Annotated in this window: 14 protein-coding genes and 1 pseudogene; 12 read left to right on the forward strand and 3 right to left on the reverse strand. The window is 71.9% G+C overall.

The window, feature by feature from the left end; translation table 11 throughout:
• Window positions 1–19: 19 nt before the first annotated feature.
• Window positions 20–928 carry an MFS transporter gene (locus tag I6A81_RS13655; RefSeq protein WP_203003787.1) on the forward strand — a complete coding sequence of 303 codons (909 nt, stop codon included), beginning with the start codon at window positions 20–22 and terminating at the stop codon, window positions 926–928.
• A 436-nt stretch (window positions 929–1,364) separates the two neighbouring features.
• Here I6A81_RS13655 and I6A81_RS13660 read toward each other — a convergent pair whose 3' ends face one another.
• Window positions 1,365–1,799 carry an SRPBCC family protein gene (locus I6A81_RS13660; protein WP_203003786.1) on the reverse strand — a complete coding sequence of 145 codons (435 nt, stop codon included), beginning with the start codon at window positions 1,797–1,799 and terminating at the stop codon, window positions 1,365–1,367.
• Between the two features lie 182 nt (window positions 1,800–1,981).
• On the opposite strand from I6A81_RS13660, the gene I6A81_RS44850 reads away from it, so the two are divergent.
• From I6A81_RS44850 to I6A81_RS13675, 3 genes are all read left to right on the forward strand, one after another.
• Complete coding sequence (locus I6A81_RS44850) at window positions 1,982–4,144, forward strand: DUF4407 domain-containing protein (protein WP_285222925.1); 2,163 nt, start codon at window positions 1,982–1,984, stop codon at window positions 4,142–4,144.
• Between the two features lie 66 nt (window positions 4,145–4,210).
• Window positions 4,211–5,176, forward strand: a complete 966-nt coding sequence (locus I6A81_RS43345) for a phage holin family protein (protein WP_238429350.1) — start codon at window positions 4,211–4,213, stop codon at window positions 5,174–5,176.
• Window positions 5,152–6,270 (forward strand): DUF3618 domain-containing protein, encoded by a 1,119-nt coding sequence (locus tag I6A81_RS13675; protein ID WP_203003785.1) that lies wholly within the window; start codon window positions 5,152–5,154, stop codon window positions 6,268–6,270. The genes I6A81_RS43345 and I6A81_RS13675 overlap by 25 nt, the downstream gene beginning before the upstream one ends.
• Before the next feature lie 127 nt (window positions 6,271–6,397).
• Here I6A81_RS13675 and I6A81_RS13680 read toward each other — a convergent pair whose 3' ends face one another.
• A complete protein-coding gene (locus I6A81_RS13680) occupies window positions 6,398–7,597 on the reverse strand; it encodes an ABC transporter ATP-binding protein (RefSeq protein WP_203003784.1) in 1,200 nt (399 codons plus the stop codon).
• 463 nt (window positions 7,598–8,060) lie between these two features.
• On the opposite strand from I6A81_RS13680, the gene I6A81_RS13685 reads away from it, so the two are divergent.
• The 7 genes and pseudogenes from I6A81_RS13685 (at window position 8,061) to I6A81_RS13715 (ending at window position 17,298) form a co-directional block, all read left to right on the forward strand.
• A complete protein-coding gene (locus I6A81_RS13685; protein ID WP_203003783.1) occupies window positions 8,061–9,359 on the forward strand; it encodes an ABC transporter substrate-binding protein in 1,299 nt (432 codons plus the stop codon).
• A 443-nt stretch (window positions 9,360–9,802) separates the two neighbouring features.
• A pseudogene (locus tag I6A81_RS13690) lies at window positions 9,803–10,786 on the forward strand (carbohydrate ABC transporter permease); the annotation flags it as partial.
• 293 nt (window positions 10,787–11,079) lie between these two features.
• Window positions 11,080–12,012: a carbohydrate ABC transporter permease gene (locus I6A81_RS13695; protein WP_203007132.1), complete on the forward strand. Its 933-nt coding sequence runs from the start codon at window positions 11,080–11,082 to the stop codon at window positions 12,010–12,012.
• A complete protein-coding gene (locus I6A81_RS13700; RefSeq protein ID WP_203007133.1) occupies window positions 12,009–13,445 on the forward strand; it encodes a GH1 family beta-glucosidase in 1,437 nt (478 codons plus the stop codon). The genes I6A81_RS13695 and I6A81_RS13700 overlap by 4 nt, the downstream gene beginning before the upstream one ends.
• Before the next feature lie 341 nt (window positions 13,446–13,786).
• Window positions 13,787–14,803: a LacI family DNA-binding transcriptional regulator gene (locus I6A81_RS13705; RefSeq protein WP_407661296.1), complete on the forward strand. Its 1,017-nt coding sequence runs from the start codon at window positions 13,787–13,789 to the stop codon at window positions 14,801–14,803.
• Window positions 14,804–15,058: 255 nt separating this feature from the next.
• Window positions 15,059–16,390 (forward strand): DUF427 domain-containing protein, encoded by a 1,332-nt coding sequence (locus I6A81_RS13710; RefSeq protein WP_307874648.1) that lies wholly within the window; start codon window positions 15,059–15,061, stop codon window positions 16,388–16,390.
• A 2-nt stretch (window positions 16,391–16,392) separates the two neighbouring features.
• The gene (locus tag I6A81_RS13715) at window positions 16,393–17,298 is read left to right on the forward strand and encodes an alpha/beta fold hydrolase (protein WP_203007135.1); all 906 of its coding nucleotides are present in this window, start codon (window positions 16,393–16,395) and stop codon (window positions 17,296–17,298) included.
• Window positions 17,299–17,454: 156 nt separating this feature from the next.
• Here I6A81_RS13715 and I6A81_RS13720 read toward each other — a convergent pair whose 3' ends face one another.
• The gene (locus I6A81_RS13720; RefSeq protein WP_203007136.1) at window positions 17,455–18,345 is read right to left on the reverse strand and encodes an alpha/beta fold hydrolase; all 891 of its coding nucleotides are present in this window, start codon (window positions 18,343–18,345) and stop codon (window positions 17,455–17,457) included.
• Window positions 18,346–19,042: 697 nt separating this feature from the next.
• On the opposite strand from I6A81_RS13720, the gene I6A81_RS13725 reads away from it, so the two are divergent.
• Window positions 19,043–20,041 (forward strand): GDP-L-fucose synthase family protein, encoded by a 999-nt coding sequence (locus tag I6A81_RS13725; RefSeq protein WP_203007137.1) that lies wholly within the window; start codon window positions 19,043–19,045, stop codon window positions 20,039–20,041.
• The last annotated feature ends 39 nt before the right edge of the window (window positions 20,042–20,080 follow it).

Raw genomic sequence — 20,080 nt, forward strand, 5'->3', positions numbered from 1 at the left:
CGCGGAGGGAGCCGACCCAATGACCCTCACGGGAGAATCCAAAATCAACCTTTCCAGAGGCACCTGGCGGATACCACGCAGCCGCGGCGCGCTGGCGGGTCTGCTGCTGATGGCTCTGGGCGTGTGGGGCACGCTCATCCCGTTCGTCGGGCCCGCGTTCAACTTCGGGTTCGGCGGTGCCCAGACCTGGAACTGGTCCGCGGCGCGGTTCTGGCTGGAAGTGCTGCCCGGAATCGCCACGTTTGTCGGCGGTCTGCTGCTGACGGCGAGCGCGAACCGGGGCACCGCGATGATCGGAGCCTGGCTGGCCATCGCGGCCGGCGCCTGGTTCGTCATCGGCCCGACGCTCGCCGGCCCGTGGCACCTGGGTGACCTGGGCACCCCGATGGGGAGCTCCGGTCGGCAGGCGATGACCTGGCTGCTGTTCTTCTACGCCCTCGGCGCGGTGATCCTCTACCTGGCGTCGACCGCGCAGGGCCGGCTCAGCGTGCGTAGCCTCCGCGACATCGAGCACGCCCAGATGCGCGCGCAGCGCAAGATGGCCGCGCGTGGCGCCCATGGCGGGCTGTTCGGCGGCGGTCGGGCGCGTAAGGAGGAGCCGGCCCGGGTCGGCGGCGGCGACGACCGGGACTACCGCGACGAGCGGGCCACCCGGTCCGCGCGTGACGAGCGCGCGGACCGCGCCGACCGGTCGGCCGGCCGCGACGTGTACCCGAGCGACACCCGGGCGGATCGCGCCGAGCCGACGACCCGTCGCGGCACCGCCCCGGCGGACAGCGCGGACCGGGACGCCGGGCACGATGTCTACCCGAGCGACACCGCCCGCGCCAGCGACAACGGCCACGGCCGGCACGAGGCTCAGCACGAGGGCCTCGGCGGGAAGATCGGCCGGACGCTCGCCAAGCACGGGATCGGCGGCCGGCACTAGCTCGCCCGCGTAGGACGCGCCCTGGCCTTACGAGCCAGAGGGTGCCGTCGGCGGCCCCGGGATGGTCAGCGAGGAATCTCTCGCTGGCTCGTCCCGGGGCCGCCGACGTTTGGGTCCTGGCCAGTCTGGGGCGGCGCCGGCGGCCGAAGAGGCACTCGGCGCCGCGCCAGTGCCATGCCCGGCGACGTTCGGCCCTGTGTCCGCGTGCGGCGGCGTGCTCGTCCTGTCCGACGTCAGAGGGGATCGTGTCAGACGCCAGAGCCAGGACCGGCACCGTTTCGTGACCCTGGCGTCTGCCAGGACGTCCGGGTCCCCTGGTGTCTGCCGCGACGTGGGACTGACGTGGGACTGGTGTCTGCCGCGACGTGGGAGAGGAGTGGTGGGGGCCGCCGCTCCGCCCAGCCGTCGACCGGGGCAGACACTGCCTGAGGCGGCGCTAGAGGCGGGTGCCGAGGTTGTCGAGGACGGCGTTCCACAGCTTGCGCACGCCGATCGGCGCGAAGATCCGCTCGAAGAAGCCGCCGACGCCGCCCGCGCCGGTCCAGGTCGTCGTCACGGTGACGTGGCTGCCGTCCCCCTGGGGGAGCACCCGCCAGACCGTGCGCAGGGTCGAGTTCTGGTCGGCCTCGACCAGCGTCGACTCGTCGGGGGCGGTCACCTCGGCGGTGACGTCGCGAATCCGCTTCTTGGTCGCGTGCAGGCGGTACCCGATGCGGGTGCCCGCGCCTTTGCCGCCGGCGAGCACGCGGTAGCCGGTGATGTTCTCCGGCCACAGCTGAGCGCGCGTTTCGGCATAGTCGGCCACCAACTCGAGCACCTGGCCAGGCGGGGCGGCGAACTCCCTCTCCGCCACGACGTTGATCTGACCCATCCGTTCCGTCCTCCGATCGGTTCCCGCCGCCGTCGGCCGCGGGGCGGGCCATCCGCTCTGGGCGCAGACGTTAACGAGCCACCCGGATCGTCGCGCGGGCGGGCGGTCGCGATCCTTCCTCGATGTCGACTGAAAGTCATCATGCAAATGCCGAGAGTGACAGGTACGGCTAAGGTGCCGGCATGGACTCCGGGGGTGAGCGGTTGCGTGGCGGTGACCTCGTCGAGGTTCCCCCTGGTTCGTCCGCGTCTGGTTCACCCGCGTCGCCGGGTCATTTGCGGGAAGGCACGCCGGAGCCGAACCCTGGCCCCGATCCACTCCACGAGGCCCCCGATCCCCTCGACGAGGAGTACGACGAGTACGGAGGCGAGTACGGAAAGGACGACGTCGCCAATACTGTCGATACCACCAATACCGACGACGTCAACGGCGTCGACGGCAACGACGGCGAGGTCTACGACGTCGACGACGCCGACGGGCGGGAGCGCGCCAGGCGCGACCCACACGAGTACCGCGACCCACGCGAGTATGACGGCTTCCCGGAGCACGACAACTTCCAGAAATATGACGACTTCCAGGAATACGAGGAGTACCAGACCGACGGGCTCCACGAAGCCGGCGGATACCGGGCGGGCGGCGGATATGAGGCCGAAGGTTCCGACCCCCACCGCTACCGGGCAACCGAACCGAACGGCTACGGCCACGGCTACGACGATGGCCACGGCTACGACGATGGCCACGGCAACGACGACGGCCACGGCAACGACGACGGCTACGGCAACGACGACGGCTACGGCTACGGCGATGGCCACGGCCATGGCGGCGCCGCTGGCCAGGACCCGGACGGGCCCGGCCGCCGGGACTCTCGCCGGGCTTCTCGCCGGGAGGCACGCCGGCAGGCGCGCCGGCCGAGGACCGACCCGCGCCGGGTGCCGGTCAACCTGCTGATCGGCTGCACGGGGGCTGACCATCGGGCGGTCGCCGAGCGGGATCGGTCGCGGTTCGCGAGCGCCGGCGCGCTCATGCTGCTGACCGCTGGGCTTGCCACCTATGCGGGCGCGTCGGTCGCCGCGTTCGGGTTCGGCATCTCGACCCTGGCGGCGCTGCCATATGGGGTGTTCTACGCGGCCTTCATCTTCTTCATCGACCGTTCGGTGTTGCTGACGATTCGGCCGCTGCGGGTCGTCGGTAAGGGGGACAACGAGCGCATCCGGCCGCGCCGCTGGTTGACGACCGGGGTCCTGCGCATCTTCATCGCGGTGTGCGGCGCGATCCTGGTCGGCGAGTCGTTGCTGCTGCGGTTCTTCGACTCGTCGATTCAGCCGCGGGTGGCTGAGCTTCGGCAGGAGGAGCTCGGCGGCATGCTGGCCGCCTGGGACCAGGGGCAGCGAACCACCGAGGACCGGCTCGTGGCGGACGTCGCCGACCGGCGCGCGCAGCTGGACACGGCCGAGAAACTGGTGTCCACCAAGACCCAGGAGGTGGGCTGCCAGCTCACCGGCGGCGACGGCTGCATCGAGGGCCGGGGGCCGATCTACCAGGTCAAGCTGGACGAGCTGCGCGCCGCGACGGCCCAGGTACCGAGGCTGCGCGCCGACCGTGACGCGGCCCAGGCCAGGCTCGACGCCTTCCGCGCCGGCAGGGACGAACGGCGCGCCGAGTACGCCGCCGCGGCCTGGAACCAGGTCGAGGAAGCCAACGACCTGCTGATGCGCGAGAAGGCCTTCTGGAGGCTGACGGCCGACGACAACTCGGTCAAGGCGTGGCGCATCCTGATCAGTCTGCTGATTCTCGGCATCGACCTGGCCCCACTGCTGTTCAAGCGCAGCCTGGACCGGACGTCGTATGCCCGCGCCGAACGCGCTGCCCTCTGGGAAGGGGAGACCAACGAGTTCGTCGACGCCTACCAGTTGAACCGTAACGCCCGGGCCCGCCGTGGCCAGGCCGGCGACGTGGCCGACCGGATGGCCGCACGCTACGCGGACTACGCGCTCACCCGCGAGGAACTGCGGCTGGCCACGTCCCTGGACGAGGACACCGCGGCCGCCACGCTGCGCCGGGACGAACGGTGGCTGGGCACCGAACACCAGGCCGCCGACCTGCGCCGGGCCCACCGGCTGCCGGTCGTCCCGCCCCCCACCTCGCCGCCGCCTGGGCCGCCCTCGGCCGTGTACGAACCGTCCGCCACCTCACCGGTCGTGCCGGCGGCCTCCGCTCCGGCTGTGCCGCCGGCTTCGGCTCCGGTCGCGCCGCCGGGACCGTCGCCGGCCACGCGGCGGCCGCCGGCTCCGCCGCCGGGCGGGTACCCGTCCCCGGACGTTCCCGGCTCACCCGGCCCCGGTTAATCCCGCACGTGCCGGGCATCGACCACGCGCCCGTCTCCGCAGGCTCTCACGACGCAAGGAGGCAGCATGACGAGGTCGCGACGGTCCGGCTCGATGCCTCCAGACCTTGACGAGCGCACCTACTCCGAGGAGCGCGTCTACCCCGAGGAACACGGTGGCGCGGCCCGGACACCGAAGAAGACCGACATCACCGGCACGACGGTCCGCGATGACCGTCAGGCGGCCGAGCGCCCGGCCAAGGGCGCGTTCCCGGAGACCTCCAGATCGGCCGTGCCTGTCTCGACGGCCTCGGCGGGCAGCGAGCCGACGGTGGCCAGTGGATCGACGCTGGGCAGCGGATCGACGCTGTCCAGCGGGTCGACCATGGGCAGTGGATCGACCGGCGGCACCTGGTCGGCGGAGGAACCGGTCATCACCCCGGCCGGGGTCATGCCGGACGACATCCGTGCCTCGGCGGGCGACACCGCCACCGCCGTGGCGCACGCGCGCGCCACGGGTACCCGGATGGAACCCGGGCGGGACACGTTCCGGGACGACCGGCGGGTGGACGACCGTTTCGTCGGCGGCTCCCAGGCCGTCGCCGACCGGACCTCGCACGACCGGATTTCGCGCGACCGGGGCGTGAACGGGCGGGTCAACGGCCACGGTAAGGCCGGCCGGCTGTCCGCGGGGGAGCTCATGTCCGGGGTCGCCACCGACATGTCGACCCTCTTCCGCAAAGAGGTGCAGCTCGCCAAGGCGGAGTTCCGCCAGTCGGCGACCCGGGCCGGCAAGGGCGCTGGAATGTTCGGCGGCGCCGCCGGAGCGGGCTTCTTCGCGGCGCTGTTCGTGCTGCTCGCCGTGATGTTCGGCCTGGCGGAGGTGATGGCGCTCGGTTGGGCCGCGCTCATCGTGGGCGTCATCCTCGCGATTGTGGCCGCGGTGCTCGGCCTCGCCGGACGGCGAACGGTCAAGACGGTGCATCCGACACCCGAACAGACCGTCGAGACACTGAAGGAGGACATGCGGTGGGCGCACGGCCTGAGGAAATAAGGTCCGAGATCGAAGAGACCCGGGACCGGATCAGCGCCGAGATCGACGAGCTGACCGACCGCTACAGCCCGGGCCGCGTCGCCGGCAGGAAGGTCCACGGGGCCCGGGACGCCGCGGCATCCATGCGGGGGAAGGTCAGCCGCGGCGCCGGCTGGCGGTGGATGAGCCCGCGGTCGAGCGGTCATCTCGGCGAGGGCCACACCGGCAATGGCGAGGCGCACGCGGCCGGCGCCCGCTACGCCGCTGAGCAGGGCGGCGACAAGCGCGGCGGCGACAAGCCTCGCGGTGCCAGGTACGGCGGCGCCGAGCCTGGTGGCGATGAGCGGCGGCGCGCCGCCGCTGAGCGTTACCGCGGCCTGCTGCACCGGCGGCCGCGGGGAAAGAAGGCGGAGACGCCCGCCGGGCAGTCCTTTATCATCGGGAAGACCGGCCCGCCGATGCCGGGCGTTCCCGGCGGTCCCGAAGATTCCGCTCGATCGGGTAAGTCGGTGTACGGCACATCGAGGACCGCTAGTTATCCGTATGAGGCCGACCCCTACCCCGAAGAGGGCGGAGAGCCGATTTACCGCGACACCGAGCGAGCCTTCGGGCCGAGGGATCCCGGCCGATTCACGCAGGGTTCCGCCGGGGCGCCCGGTCCGGCCGCGGTGGCGTCGACGGGCTCCGCGTACCGGTCCACCGACCCGGCCCGTCAGCCGAGTGGGCCGGGGTATGACACCACGTTCCAGGCCGACGCGCCGGAGCATGGCCAGCGGGCCTGGACCACGACGACGGCCCAGTCGGGCGGCCGGACGGCCGAGGCTACGCGGCGGCGGCGCGAGGACGCCTGGGCTGAGGACGTTCGGGGCCAGGACGTTCGGGACCAGGAGGTTCGGGGCGAGGAGGTTCGGGGCGACCAGGCTGAGGCCGCGCACGGCGCCCGGGAACGGGAGGCCAAGCGCGGGCACCGCCGCGAGATCGGCATCGCGGGAGCTTCCGTCGCGGTGGGCGCGGTCGGCGCGCGCCTGGTGCGGCACCCGGGCAAGCGGGAGGCCGTCCTGCTCGCGGCCGCGGACCGCAAGCGGGCCTACTGGCGCCCGGACGCCGGCGAGTGACCGGAGACTGATCCGCCGACCGGTCTCGTGCCGACCCAGCACCGCCGGTTCCACAGGATTCCTGTGGAACCGGCGGTTTCGTCTGGTGGTCGGACCGAGGGGATCTCGGGGCCGGTTCGCGCCGTTCTCAGGCCGCGGCGAGCGAGCGGGTCGCGGTCTGTAGCGTGGCGCCGGTCTCGGCGTCGAACAGGTGCAGCCGGTCGGCCGAAACGTAGAACGGAACCCGGGCACCGGTGCTGACCAGCGTGCGCGGGTCGAGCGCCGCCGTGAACCGCCGCTTCTCGGAGTCCGTCTGGATCTCGTCGTCGGCGGCGATGATCGCCTGCGCTGCCTGGGCCGCGGCGCCGCTGACGGCGCCGGCGACCATCTCGCCGTGCGTGAGCGTCTCGGTGCCGAGGCGTTCGACCAGGTCGACGTCCACTTCGAGGATCAGCGCCGCGTCGTCCGGCGGCTTGATCTCGACGTCGTGCGGCCGGACGCCGACCAGGACGTCGGGTGTGCTGGACGCGCCGACCGCGTCGGCGATGCGCGGCGGCAGGACGAGCGTCTGGCCGCCGACCCGCAGCGCGGTCTGGCCGTCGGCGGTGGTGAGGGTGCCGGGGATCAGGTTGGTCGGCGGGCTGCCGATGAAGGCCGCGACGAACACGTTCGCCGGCCGGGAGAACAGGTCGTCGGGGGTGCCGAGCTGCTGGAGCCGGCCCTCGTGCAGGACGGCGATCCGGTCGGCCATCGTCATGGCCTCGATCTGGTCGTGCGTGACGTACAGCGTGGTGATCCCGAGGTCGCGCTGGATGCGGGCGATCTGGGCGCGGACCTGGGTCCGCAGCTTGGCGTCCAGGTTCGACAGCGGTTCGTCCATCAGGAACGCCTGTGGCTCGCGGACGATCGCGCGCCCCATCGCGACCCGCTGGCGCTGCCCGCCGGACAGCGCCTTGGGCCGGCGGTCCAGGAGGTCGGTGAGGCCGAGGATCTCGGCGGCGCGCTCGACCCGCGCGTCCCGTTCCTTGCGGTGGACCCCGCCGAGCCGCAGGCCGAACGCCATGTTGTTGCGGACCGTCATGTGTGGGTACAGCGCGTAGCTCTGGAAGACCATCGCGAGGTCGCGGTCCGCCGGCGGGACCTTCGTGACGTCCCGGCCGCCCACCAGCACCTGGCCGGAGGTCGGCCTGAGCAGGCCGGCGACGATGCGCAGCGCGGTCGTCTTCCCGCTGCCGGAGGGCCCGACGAGTACCAGGAACTCGCCGTCGTCGACGGCGAGGTCGATGTGGTCGAGGACCGGCCGGACGTCGTAGGTAAGCGTGACGTCGTGAAGCTCGATCGTGGACATGGGCTCCCTCTTCCCTTCCACCGTGCTGGATCAGCTCCTGGGGGCGGCGCTCGGGTAGCCCGCGGGCGTCGTTCCCTGGCCGAGCGAGACTCGGCGGAGGCTTGACACCGGAATCCGGCGGTCGCCGGAGCGGACAGCGCGGGCTGCTGGAGGCAGACCCCAGGCCGGCGGACACGGTTGGCTGCCTCGGGGGAGGGAGTCCCCGGACATCCGTGGGTGCGGCGCCGTGCCGACAAGGGTTGCATGGCGTACCCGTTCACGTCCAGTGCCGGCCCTGGAGGCCCGCCAGAGGCGGCCGAACCAGGGAAGGCATCGGAGGGTAGTCGGGAGAACCCGTTACGTACCTGGAAATCGCGGAGCAACTAACCCTTGACAGCGACGCAACGGACATACACAGTTTCGAAGCCATGAGAGCGCTCACACGCGATCAGTGCGGTGAGCGTGAAGCCAGAGGGAGGGCTTCATGAGGGCACATCGCGGTCGCTTCGCGGCCATGGCCGGGGTCGTCGCCCTGGTCACGGCCTTAACGGCGACGGCCTGTGGCGACGGAGACGACGACAGCGGAGGGGGCGGCGGAGGCACCACCACTCTTACGATCAACACCTTCGGCACGTTCGGCTACAAGGAAGCCGGCCTGTACGCGGCGTTCGAGGCCGCCCACCCCGGCGTCAAGATCGTCGAGAACGTCGCCGAGTACAACGACCACCACAACAACCTGGTCCAGCACCTCGCGGCCGGCTCCGGCGCGGCCGACGTCGAGGGCGTCGACGAGGGCTTCATGGCCCAGTTCATCGCGACGCCGGACCAGTTCGTCAACCTGCTGGACCACGGCGCCGGCGCGCGTGAGGCCGACTACGCGAAGTTCAAGTGGAGCGGCGCGCTGTCGGCCGACGGCAAGTCCCTCATCGGGCTCGGCACCGACGTGGGCGGCCTGGCGATGTGCTACCGGGTCGACCTGTTCGAGAAGGCCGGCCTGCCGACCGCCCCGGACCAGGTCGGCGCGCTCTGGCCGACGTGGGACCAGTACTTCGCGACCGGCCTGAAGTTCCGGGACGCCAACACCGGCGCCACGTTCTTCGACGCCGGCACCAACGTCTACAACGCCCAGGTCTTCCAGCTCGCCGAGAGCTACTACAAGCCCGGCACCGAGGATCTCCAGGTCGGCACCAACCCGGGCGTGCGGGCCGCGTTCGACACGACCGCGAAGGCCATCCAGGACGGCCTGTCCGGCAAGATGGTCGCCTTCACGGACGACTGGAGCAACGCGCTGAAGAACGGCACGTTCGCGACGCTGACCTGCCCGGCCTGGATGGTCGGTTACCTCAAGACCAACGCGCCGGACACCGCGGGCAAGTGGAACATGACCTCGGTTCCGGGTAGCGGCGGCAACTGGGGAGGCTCCTGGCTGGTCGTGCCGTCCCAGAGCAAGAACAAGGATCTGGCCGCCGAACTGGTGGACTTCCTGACGCTGCCGGAGAACCAGATCAAGGTCTTCAAGGCGATCGGCAACATGCCGTCGACGGTCGAGGCGATCAACGACCCGTCGGTCCAGTCGTTCACCGAGCCCTTCCTGAACGACGCGCCCACCGGCAAGATCTTCGGCGAGTCGGCGCTCGAACTGACCCCGCAGTTCCAGGGGCCGAAGCACGGCCCGATCCGCCAGGCGATCGAGCACGGCATCCAGGCGATCGAGCAGGAGAACACCGACCCCGCCAAGGCCTGGGAGGACGCCCTGGCCGAAGCGGAACGGGCCGCGCGCTGACCCGGCCGGCGGCCTGACCGCCTGACCGCCTGACCGCCTGCCGGGCACCCACCTCGCCGCGCCGTCGCCTCCTCGGCGGCGCGGCGAGGCGCACCGGACCGGGCTGCCCGGGGTCACCGGCCCCGGATGGGGCCGCCCAGCCACCTCCCAGGTGCGCCGACGCGGATCCCGCGCCTCCCGGCTCGGTTCCCGGACCCGCCCGATCGCCGACGGGCCGCATCCGCGGCAGGGGCTCCGTCGCCGATCGGGCGGGAGCCGGCGGGAACCCGGTGGCCCCGGGCAGCCTTCGCCTCCCGATCTCCGCCCGGCCCGCCGTCTCAGGATCGCCCGGGCCCTGCGGCCCTCGAGAGCTCGGCCCGCCGGCCGGCTCGCCAGTCCGTACCACCACCGACCCACCCCGTGACCACCGGCGCCACCAGTGCGAGCGGGCAGGAGGAGACCCGGTGACCACCCTCGCACCCACGGCGTCCTCGGTGGACGCCTCGCCGCCACCAGCTGGAGCGCGGCGCCGCCGGAACGCCGCGATCCGGCGGGTGACCGGCGTCACGGCGCCCTATGGCTTCGTCGCCCCGTTCTTCCTGATCTTCCTGGTCTTCGGTCTCTTCCCGATGCTCTACACCTTCTGGGTGTCGATGCACGACCGGAGCATGCTCAGCCGGACGTCCGGGGAATGGGTCGGCCTACAGAACTACCGCGACCTGCTGGGCGACAAGTTCTTCTGGAACGCGGTCCAGAACACGTTCGAGCTGATGCTGCTGTGTACCGTGCCGCAGCTCGTCCTGGCGCTCGTCATGGCGCACATCCTGAACGCCCGGCTGCGCGGCCGGACCCTGTTCCGGATGGGCATCCTGCTGCCCAACATCACCTCGATCGTCGCCGTGACGATCGTCTTCGGGCAGCTCTTCAGCAAGGACTACGGCCTGATCAACTGGGCGCTCGGCCTGTTCGGCGTCGACAAGATCAATTGGCAGGCCGGCGACTGGACCTCGAAGATCGCCATCGCGTCGATGGTCATCTGGCGCTGGACCGGCTACAACGCCCTGATCTACCTGGCCGCGATGCAGGCCATCCCGAAGGAACAGTTCGAGGCCGCCGCGATCGACGGCGCGGGAACCTGGCGCCAGCTGTGGCACGTCACGCTGCCGGCGCTGCGCCCGACGATCGCCTTCACCGCCCTCGTCTCGATCATCGGCCAGATCCAGCTGTTCACCGAGCCGCTGCTGTTCGACACCGGTCCGGGCAGCGTGACCGGCGGCACCAGCCGCCAGTTCCAGACGCTCGCGCTGCTGCTCTACGAGGAGGGCTTCCGGCTCTTCCACTTCGGCTACGCGTCGGCGATCGCCTGGTTGATGTTCCTGCTCACGGTGCTGCTGGCCCTGCTCGCCTATCTGGTCACGCGCAGCGGCGCGCTGGTCGGGGGCGTCCGGCACGCGGGCGCCGGCCGGGGCCGCTGGTTCCGCGCCGGCCGCGGCCGGACGGTCGGCGCGCGCCCGGCGGCGGCGCGGGCAACCCGGCGGACCTCCCGGTCCGACGGGGCGGCCGAGCCGGCGGGAACGCCGAGTGTGGCCACGGCGGCGGCAACGCCGAGCGTCGCCACGGCGGCGGGGACCCCGGACCTGGTCAAGCGCGCGGGGACTCCTGGCTCCCCCGAGTCGGTGGGAACCCCGCCGACCACCCAGCCCACCCCACCCCCCTCGGGCGGTACGCCGGGAGGAACGTCATGAGCGTCGCGATCGAGAAGTCTCCCGGCCCCGCGGCGGCCGGGCCGCCGGCCGGCTCGGACGGCTCCGACGGGCCGGGCGGGCGGCGCCGTAAGCGGACCGGCCGGAGCCCGGACACCGAGCGCACCGGGTTGCTGCGCTACCCGTTCATCATCATCGTCCTGCTGTTCTCGGCGTTCCCGGTCTACTGGACCTTCCTGATCCCGTCCCGGACGAACGCCGAGGTGAGCCAGGTCCCGCCGCCGTTCATCCCGGGTGGGCACTTCTTCGAGAACGTCCGGCGGGTCTTCGACACCGTCGACTTCGGGAAGGCGCTGCTCAACTCGTTCCTCGTGGCCGGGTCGATCACCTTCACCACGCTGCTGTTCTGCTCGCTGGCCGGGTTCGCGTTCGCGAAGCTGCAGTTCCGGGGGCGTGGCGCGCTGCTGCTCCTGGTGATCGGAACCATGATGGTTCCGGTCCAGCTGGGGATCATTCCGCTCTACATCGAGATGCAGCAGTTCGGCTGGACGAACCACCTCATCTCGGTGATCGTGCCGACGGCGGTGACCGCGTTCGGCGTGGTGTTCATGCGGCAGTACGCCATGCAGGCCGTTCCGGACGAACTGCTCGAGGCGGGCCGGATGGACGGCTGCTCGACGATCGGCCTGTACTGGCACGTCGTCCTGCCGGCGCTGCGCCCGGCGATGGCCGTCCTGGGCCTGCTCACCTTCATGCAGGCCTGGAACGACTTCATGTGGCCGCTGATCGCGCTCAATCCGCAAAACCCGACGGTTCAGGTCGCCCTCAGCACGCTGTCGTCCGGCTTCTACCGCGACAACACGCTGGTGCTCGCTGGCACCGCGATCGGCACGCTTCCCGTTCTCATCATCTTCGCCATCTTCGGTCGTCAGATCATCAGCGGAATCATGGAAGGCGCGGTCAAGGGATGACTATCAGCACCGAATCGGTCACCGGAGCGATTCCCTCGACCGATGAGCTGGCGGCGCGGATTGCCGCCGACCTGCCCAGGAACTTCGTCTGGGGTGCCGCGACCTCGTCCTACCAGATCGAGGGCGCGACCACCGAGGACGGCCGAGGGCCGTGCATCTGGGACACGTTCGCGAGCACCAGGGGCAAGACCCGCGACGGGGAGAGCGGCGCGGTCGCCGTCGACCACTACCACCGCTACCGCGATGACGTGGCGTTGATGGCCGAGCTCGGCCTCCAGGCCTACCGGTTCTCGGTGGCCTGGCCGCGGATCGTCCCGACCGGGTCCGGCCCGGTCAACCCCGCCGGCCTCGCCTTCTACGACCGGCTGGTCGACGAGTTGCTCGCCGCCGGCATCGACCCCTGGATCACCCTGTACCACTGGGACCTGCCGCAGCCTCTGCAGGACCTGGGTGGCTGGGCCAACCGGGAGACCTCCTACCGGTTCGCCGAGTACGCCGAGCACGTCTCGACCGCCCTGGGCGACCGGGTGAAGCACTGGTCGACGCTCAACGAGCCCTGGTGCTCGGCGTTCGAAGGGCATCTCACCGGCCGGCACGCTCCCGGCGTGCAGAGCGCGCACGCCGCCGTCCGCTCCGTGCACCACCTGCTGCTGGCGCACGCGCTCGGCACCGAGGCGCTGCGGGCCCGTGGCGTCGCCGACGTGGGCATCACGCTCAACCTCATCCCGGCGGAGTCGCCGGAGGACTCGCCGGCGGCCGCCGACGCGGTCCGCCTGGTCGACGGCCAGTCGATCCGGCTCTGGCTCGACCCGCTGCTGCGCGGTAGCTACCCGGCGGACGTCGTCGCGGACTTCGCCAAGGTCGGCGCCGAGCTGCCGATCCAGGACGGCGACCTCGCCCGGATCGCGGCGCCGCTCGACTGGATCGGGGTGAACTACTACGCGCCGCACATCGTCGTCTCCGGGCCCGACCCCGATCCGACGCCGATTCCGTTCGTCGCCGCGGACGACCTGACCAGGGTCAAGTCGACGGAGAACGTGACCGCGCTGGCCTGGCCGATTCGGCCGCGCAGCTTCGCCGGCCTGCTGCGTCGCCTCGACGCGGACTATCCGGGCGTCACGTGGTACATGCACGAGAACGGCGCCGCCTACCTTGACGAGCCGGTGGCCGACGGCAGTGTGCCCGATCCGGAGCGGCTCAGCTACGTTGCTCAGCATCTCGACGTTGTGCGGGAAGTCGTCCAAGAGGGCGTGGACCTGCGGGGATACTTCGTGTGGTCCCTGATGGACAACTACGAGTGGGCTGAGGGATACAAGATGCGATTCGGCGTGATCCATGTCGACTTCGACACCCTTGTGCGCACTCCGAAGTCGAGCGCGCTGTGGTACTCCCGCCTGATCCGAGACCACCGAGCGGCGAACGGAAACCTGTGACTCCTGCCGAGACTCATCCCGCTGACCGGTCCGTCGCGCCGGCGCCCGAACCCCGGACCTCCCAGCAGGCCTCGGGCATCGACGTCCGGACCGCCCCGATCGCCGACCTCCCAGATCCCCTACCTCCCAGATCGGCTCCGCCGATCCGGCAGGAACCCTGTCGCGGATCCGGCAGGAACCCTGCCGCCGACCGGCCAGGGGCCCCGGATCCAGCGGACACCCCAGAGAACCTCGACACCCCAGAGAACCTGGACTCTCGCGAGACCCCGGACACCCCGGATACCCCGGCGGGCGCCGGGAACGGCGCGGCGGCCGAGGGCGACGAGACGCCCGGCGCGGTGGTGGCGCAGCGCCGCGCGCCGACCCTGGAGGAGGTCGCCGAGCTGGCCGGGGTGTCGCGGGCGACCGTCTCCCGGGTGGTGAACGGGTCGTCGCGGGTGTCGCCCGAGGCACAGGCGGCGGTCAACGCCGCGATCGCCCAGCTCGGTTACGTGCCGAACCGGGCGGCGCGCAGCCTGGTGACCCGCCGGACGGACACGCTGGTGCTGATCGTGCACGAGCGGCCGGACACGGTGTTCTCCGACCCGTTCTTCGCCAGCGTGCTGCGCGGCGTCAACCAGGCGCTCAGCCCGACCGACCTGCAGCTCGTGTTACTGCAGGCCCAGGGCGAGGCGCAGCGCGACCGGGCGCTGCGCTACGTCGGCAACGGGCACGTCGACGGCGTGCTGCTGATCTCGCTGCACGGCGACGACATCATGCCGACGGCGATCTCGGCGGCCGGGGTGCCGCTGGTGATGGCCGGGCGGCTGCTGACCGGCGGACCGCTGGACTATGTCGACGCCGACAACGTCGGCGGCGCCCGCGACGCGGTCCGTTACCTGATCGCCGCCGGCCGGCGCCGGCTCGCGACCGTCGCCGGGCCGGGAGACATGAGCGTCGGCGTGGACCGGCTCCGCGGCTACAGGGAGGCGGTCCGAGAAGCCGGTGACCAGGCGTCCGCGGGGCGCGTCGCGGTCGGCGACTTCACCGAGGAGAGCGGGCGGCGGGCGACCACCCAACTGCTCGCCGACCATCCGGACCTCGACGCGGTGTTCGCGGCCTCGGACCTCATGGCGCTCGGCGCCCTGCGCGCCCTGCGCGAGGCCGGCCGGCGGGTGCCCGAGGACGTCGCCGTCGTCGGCTTCGACGACGCGGCGCTCGCCGCCTACGCCGACCCGCCGCTGACCACGATCCGCCAGCCCGTCGAGCTGATGGGCCAGGAGATGGTGCGCCTGCTGCTGGCCCGGATCGCGGACCCCTACGCCGACCCGACGGAGGTCGTCCTCCCCACCGAACTGGTCGTCCGCGCCTCCGCGTGACCGGCCGGAACGGGCGAGGGGCCGTGCGCGGCCGCGCCGCGGGTCGACCGGCGCCGGTCCCGGCACCCCGGGCACCCTGCTTTCGTGCCTCTACGGCCCGCTCAGCCGTGTGTGCTTGATAACTGAATGTAGCTATGGCGTCGATGGCGGGCTGGGGTGCCACTCCGGCGAGACCAGGGTTCCGTCGATGGTCGTGCTCCCTTCCCTGACGCACAGAACGGGCGTGTCCGGACGGGGCGTACTAGCCTCCGAGAAGTGCAGCCTGTGACATCCACGGTCGAACCGGGCGCCGCGTCGGCGGTGGAGCATTCCTCGTGCCGTTATCGGGCCAGGGCGTGGTGGGGGGACCGGCTGGTGGCCGAGTCGACCGCCGCGGTGCGCGCCCAGGAACCGGGCCAGGCGCCGGCACTGTACTTCCCGCGCACGGACGTCCGGCTCGACCTGCTCCAGGACGAGGGCCGGCAGGTCACCTGCCCGGTCAAGGGCGCGGGGGAGCTGTGGACCCTCGACGGGAAGGCGCCCGCGCCGGTCCCCGAATGGCACGCGCCCGGGCACGGCGGCGAGGACGACGGCCTGGTCGACGGCCGGGACGCGGTGTGGAGCTTCGCCGAACCGGCCGCCGGCCTCGAGTGGCTCGCGGGACTCGTCGCGTTCGACCATGACCGGGTACGCGTCGAGTTGGTCGACCTCGTCGATGGCGAGGAGCCCCGTGAGGCGTCCATCAAGAGGTTCCCGACCTGGGGCGATGCCGCGGATCTGATCGACATCATGGACGTGCGACCGGCCGGCGAGCTGCGCTACGTCAGCGCCATCCGGCCGAGCCACACGCGGTCGGTCGTCGAGGCCAGCCAGATCCTCGGCCAGGCCATCGTGGCCGCGATGCGGCACACCGCCGGGCGGCGGGCGGTGTCCGCCCATCTGGTCATGTACCGGGTGGCCGACACGAACCATCCACTCGAGTTCGACCTCGAGGAGCTCAGCTCCGGGCGGACCTTCAGCGCGCTGCTCGTGCACGTCAGCCAGGGCGGGCGGCGCCGGGCCACCGTCAACCTGCTGCTCGACGTGACCGCGCCCGGCGTCGTCGCGCACGCGGCCCCGCCGCCGCCGTGCGCCGGGCCCTACGACAGCGAGCCCTACGACATGTCGGTCACCGGGCGCGACCTGCGGTTCGTCGACGCCGCCTACGACAACGACTCGGCGGCGCCGGTCGGGCCGCCGGTCATCGACTCCTGGCTCCGGTTCCGCGAGGTGCCCGCCGACCCGGCCCTGCACGCCGGCCTGCTGGCCCAGTTCACCGGGCACATCTCGATCGCCGCCGCGCTGCGCCCGCACGCCGGCGTCGGCCAGGACCAGGCCCACCGCACGCTGTCCATGGGCATCAACGCGATCGCGATCTCGCTGCACGCGGACGTCCGCGCGGACCGGTGGATGCGTTACCACCACCACTCGACGTTCGCCGGCGACGGCATGACCCATTCCGAGTGCCGGGTGTACACGGAGGCGGGCGAACTGGTCGCGTCGTTCACCGTGGACGCGACGCTGCGCGGCGTGGCCGGCCGCGTTCTCGACGACCGGACGGCGATCTGAGCATGGCGGACCGAAGCCCAGCGGCCGTGCGCACCTCCTACGCGAGCGTCGACGGGCTGCGGATCGCCTACCAGCTGATCGGCGACGACCGCGGCGACGGCCGGCTGTGGGTGATCACCACCGGTGGCCGCTTCACCAAGGAGACCCCGGGGGTGCGCGCGCTCGCCGAGGCGCTGGCGGTGGACGGCGACCGGGTGCTCGTCTGGGACCGGCCCAACTGCGGCGAGTCCGACGTGCGCTTCGCCGGCGAGACCGAGCCCGAGATGCAGGCCGACGCCCTGGCGGCGCTGCTGGCGCATCTCGACCTCGGCCCGGCGGTGCTCGCCGGGGCGACGGTCGGCACCCGCGTCTCGCTGCTGACCGCCGCCCGCCACCCCGAGGTGGCCGCTGGCCTTGCGCTCTGGTGGCTCAGCGGCGGCCCGATGGGGCTGATGATCCTGGGAAACGTCTACTACACCGCCAGCATCACCGCCGCCTGGACACGGGACATGGCCGCCGTCGCCGACCTGCCCGACTGGGCCGGCTCGATCGCCGGCAACCCGGCCAACCGGCAGCGGATCCTCGACCAGGATCGCGACGAGTTCCTCGCGACGCTGCAGCGCTGGATGCAGGCCTACTGCCCGCGGCCGGCCGAGCAGGTCCCCGGCCTCTCCGATGACGCCGCCCGGGCCATCACGGTCCCCACCCTGGTTTTCCGGGGTGGCGCCAGCGATCCCTTCCACCCGCGCCTGACCTCCGAGGCCGTGGCCGCGCTCCTCCCGAACGCCAGTCTCGTGGAGCCGCCGTGGGGTGACCGCGAGTACCTCGAACGACAGGCCGAGGCGCAGACGGCCGGCGGCCTGTTCGTCCGCTGGCCGCTGCTCGCGCCCACCCTGCGGAAGTGGGCCGCCGAGGCCCTCGGCGGCTGATCGGTCGGCTAGTGCCGCATCAGCGAAAGTCTGCCCGCGCCGTGGGCCGGTGCCGTGGGCCGGTGCCGGTGAAGTGTCCGCGGTAGCGCGGTCCCTGGCTCGCGTTCTGGCGGACACTTCGGGGCCGCCACTCACGGATGGGTGGCCAGCGGCGCCTTAGTCGGTGCGCTCCTGCGGGGAGGAGTGCTCCCAGTCGGCCAGGATCGTGCGGATGCCGGTGACCAGCAGCAGCGGCTGGTCGAGCAGCACATGGTGGCCGGCCAGCGGGATCTCGATCACCGGCGCGACCCGGCCGAGCAGGTTGTACATCTGGCCGCCGATGTCGGGGGTGACCAGGCCGTGCTCCGCGCGGAACAGGGCGACCCGGCAGTGCACCTTGTGGAGCAGCTCGGGCGACGGGGCGGTGCGGCTGCTGAAGACGTTCGGGTCGAACTTCCAGGTCCAGCCGCCCTCGACCGAGCCGATCGAGCCGCGGGCGATGTGCTCGATCGCGTAGGGCAGGGTGTGCGGCTGCGGCGGGACGATCCGGAACCGGGCCAGGGCGTCGGAGGCGGTCGGGTACACCCGCAGCGGGCCGAACGCGGTTCGTTCGCGGGCGGCCAGCTCCTCCGGGGTGAACTCGGTGACCGGCGAGTCGATGAGCACGATCCCGGCGACCCGGTCGGGGTGCTCGGCCGCCGTCGTCGCCACGACCCAGCCGCCCAGGCTGTGCCCGATGACGATCGGCGGTGAGGCGATCCCCGCGTCGTCGATCACGGCGATCACCTCGGCCGCCCAGGTGGACAGCGAGTACTCGTCGCGACGGGCGCTGTCGCCGTGGCCGGACAGGTCCAGCGCGACGACCCGGTACTCGTCCGGGACCATCGGCGCGATGTGGTCCCACCAGCCGGCGTGCGCCGCGCCGCCGTGCACGAGCACGATCGCCGGCAGGTCCGGCGCTCCACCCCAGCACCGGTAGCTGATCCGCGCGCCGTCCACGTCGACCTCGAAATGCTCGGGCCGGTCGTCCAGCGCGGCGTCGAACCAGGTCGGCGCTTCCTCGTTCATCTCCCGTTGTCCGCCATTCGGCTTGTCGGCTGCCCGCGTGGCCTCGCCTGCCCGCGGGTGGTGGCTGCCCCGCGGGCGGGCGCCCGCGGATGCCCCCGGTTGGGTCGGTTCCGTCCCCGGTGGTCCGGTGATCCGTGGGTTCGGACCGACCCATCCTGCCTGGTGAGCGTAACCCCGCACGGGCGCCCTCAACAGGGTCGTGGAAGGTGGTCGGGCCCGCCTCGCGGAGGCGCGGTCGGTCCGTCGGGCGCCGGCCCGCCGGCCGCCGGTCCGTCGGGCGCCGGCCCGCCGAGCCCGGCGTCCTGGTCGCGTCGCGTTGGCCACGTCGTAACAGCCTAGTACGTTTTGATCACAGGTCATCCGGCTGCGGACTTGTTTCCGGTATTTACGGCCCCGGCCGCGACGCGGCGAGGACACGCCGTCCAGCCTGGATGCTTTAGGTGATGATCGTTATACGATCCGTCGTGCTGCCCCGCTGATCTGCGCCACAACGCGGCCCGGCATGTCCGGCCCGAACTGGTGAAGGCGGACCGGCGGTGGCCCACGCATGGGGACGGCCTTTTCGATCAATTTTGGGGAAGATTCTGTCGGCTCCGGCGGCAATGGCTGGACGGATCGCTCGGTATCCGCGGTCCGGTCGTCAGCCGCCGGCGAGCGGTGGCCCGGTACGCACCCGGCCGCCGGGACTGGGGACGGCATGGACCTGTCGAAGTCAACGGTCGTGGTGACGGGCGGAACGGGTTTTCTCGGGCGGCACGTGGCGGACGAGATCGGCCGTGCCGGCGCCCGGGTACGCGCCCTGGGCCGGAAGGACTATGACCTGCGCCAGCGTCACAACGTCCAGGAGATGCTGCGGCGGCTGCGGCCCGACGCCCTGGTGCACCTGGCGGCGTCCGTCGGCGGAATCGGCGCGAACCTGGCCGAGCCCGGCCGGTTCTTCTACGAGAACACCGTCATGGGCGTCGAGGTGCTGGAGGCGTGCCGGGCGGCGGGGGTGGCCAAGGTGCTGGTCGCGGGCACGGTCTGTGCCTATCCCAAGCACACGCCGGTCCCGTTCCGGGAGGAGGACCTCTGGGCGGGTTTTCCGGAGGAGACCAATGCTCCGTACGGCATAGCCAAGAAAGCGTTGCTGGTGCAGTGCCAGGCTTACCGCGAACAGTACGAGATGAACTCGATCTACCTTCTCCCGGTGAATCTCTACGGACCACACGACAATTTCGACCTGAATTCCAGCCATGTCATACCGGCCATGGTGCGCAGGTTCTCCGAGGCGCGGCGCGCGGGTCTCGGCTCGGTCACGCTGTGGGGGGACGGCTCACCCACCCGGGAGTTCCTGCACGTGCGGGACGCGGCCCGGGCGTTCCGGCTGGCGCTGGAGCGTTACGACGAGGGCGAGCCGGTCAACGTCGGCAGCGGCCAGGAGATCAGCATCAGGCGGCTGGCCGGGCTGGTCGCCGACGCGGTCGGCTTCTCCGGCGAGATCGTGTGGGACTCCTCCAGGCCGAACGGCCAGCCGCGCCGCCGCCTCGCCACCGACCGGGCGAAGGCGGCCTTCGGCTTCGAGGCCGAGGTCGACCTGGCCGCCGGGATCCGTCAGGTGGCCGAGTGGTACGAGCGCACCCAGGCGGCCCAGCCCGAGCCCTACACCGCCGGGGCGGCCCCGGGCGCGGGGCTGGCGGACCTGCCAGCCCGGTGACGGGCGGCCGGGACGTCCGCGGCGAAGCCCTGGGATGGC

The sequence above is a fragment of the Frankia nepalensis genome (genome assembly GCF_016786325.1).
Classification (GTDB): domain Bacteria; phylum Actinomycetota; class Actinomycetes; order Frankiales; family Frankiaceae; genus Pseudofrankia; species Pseudofrankia nepalensis.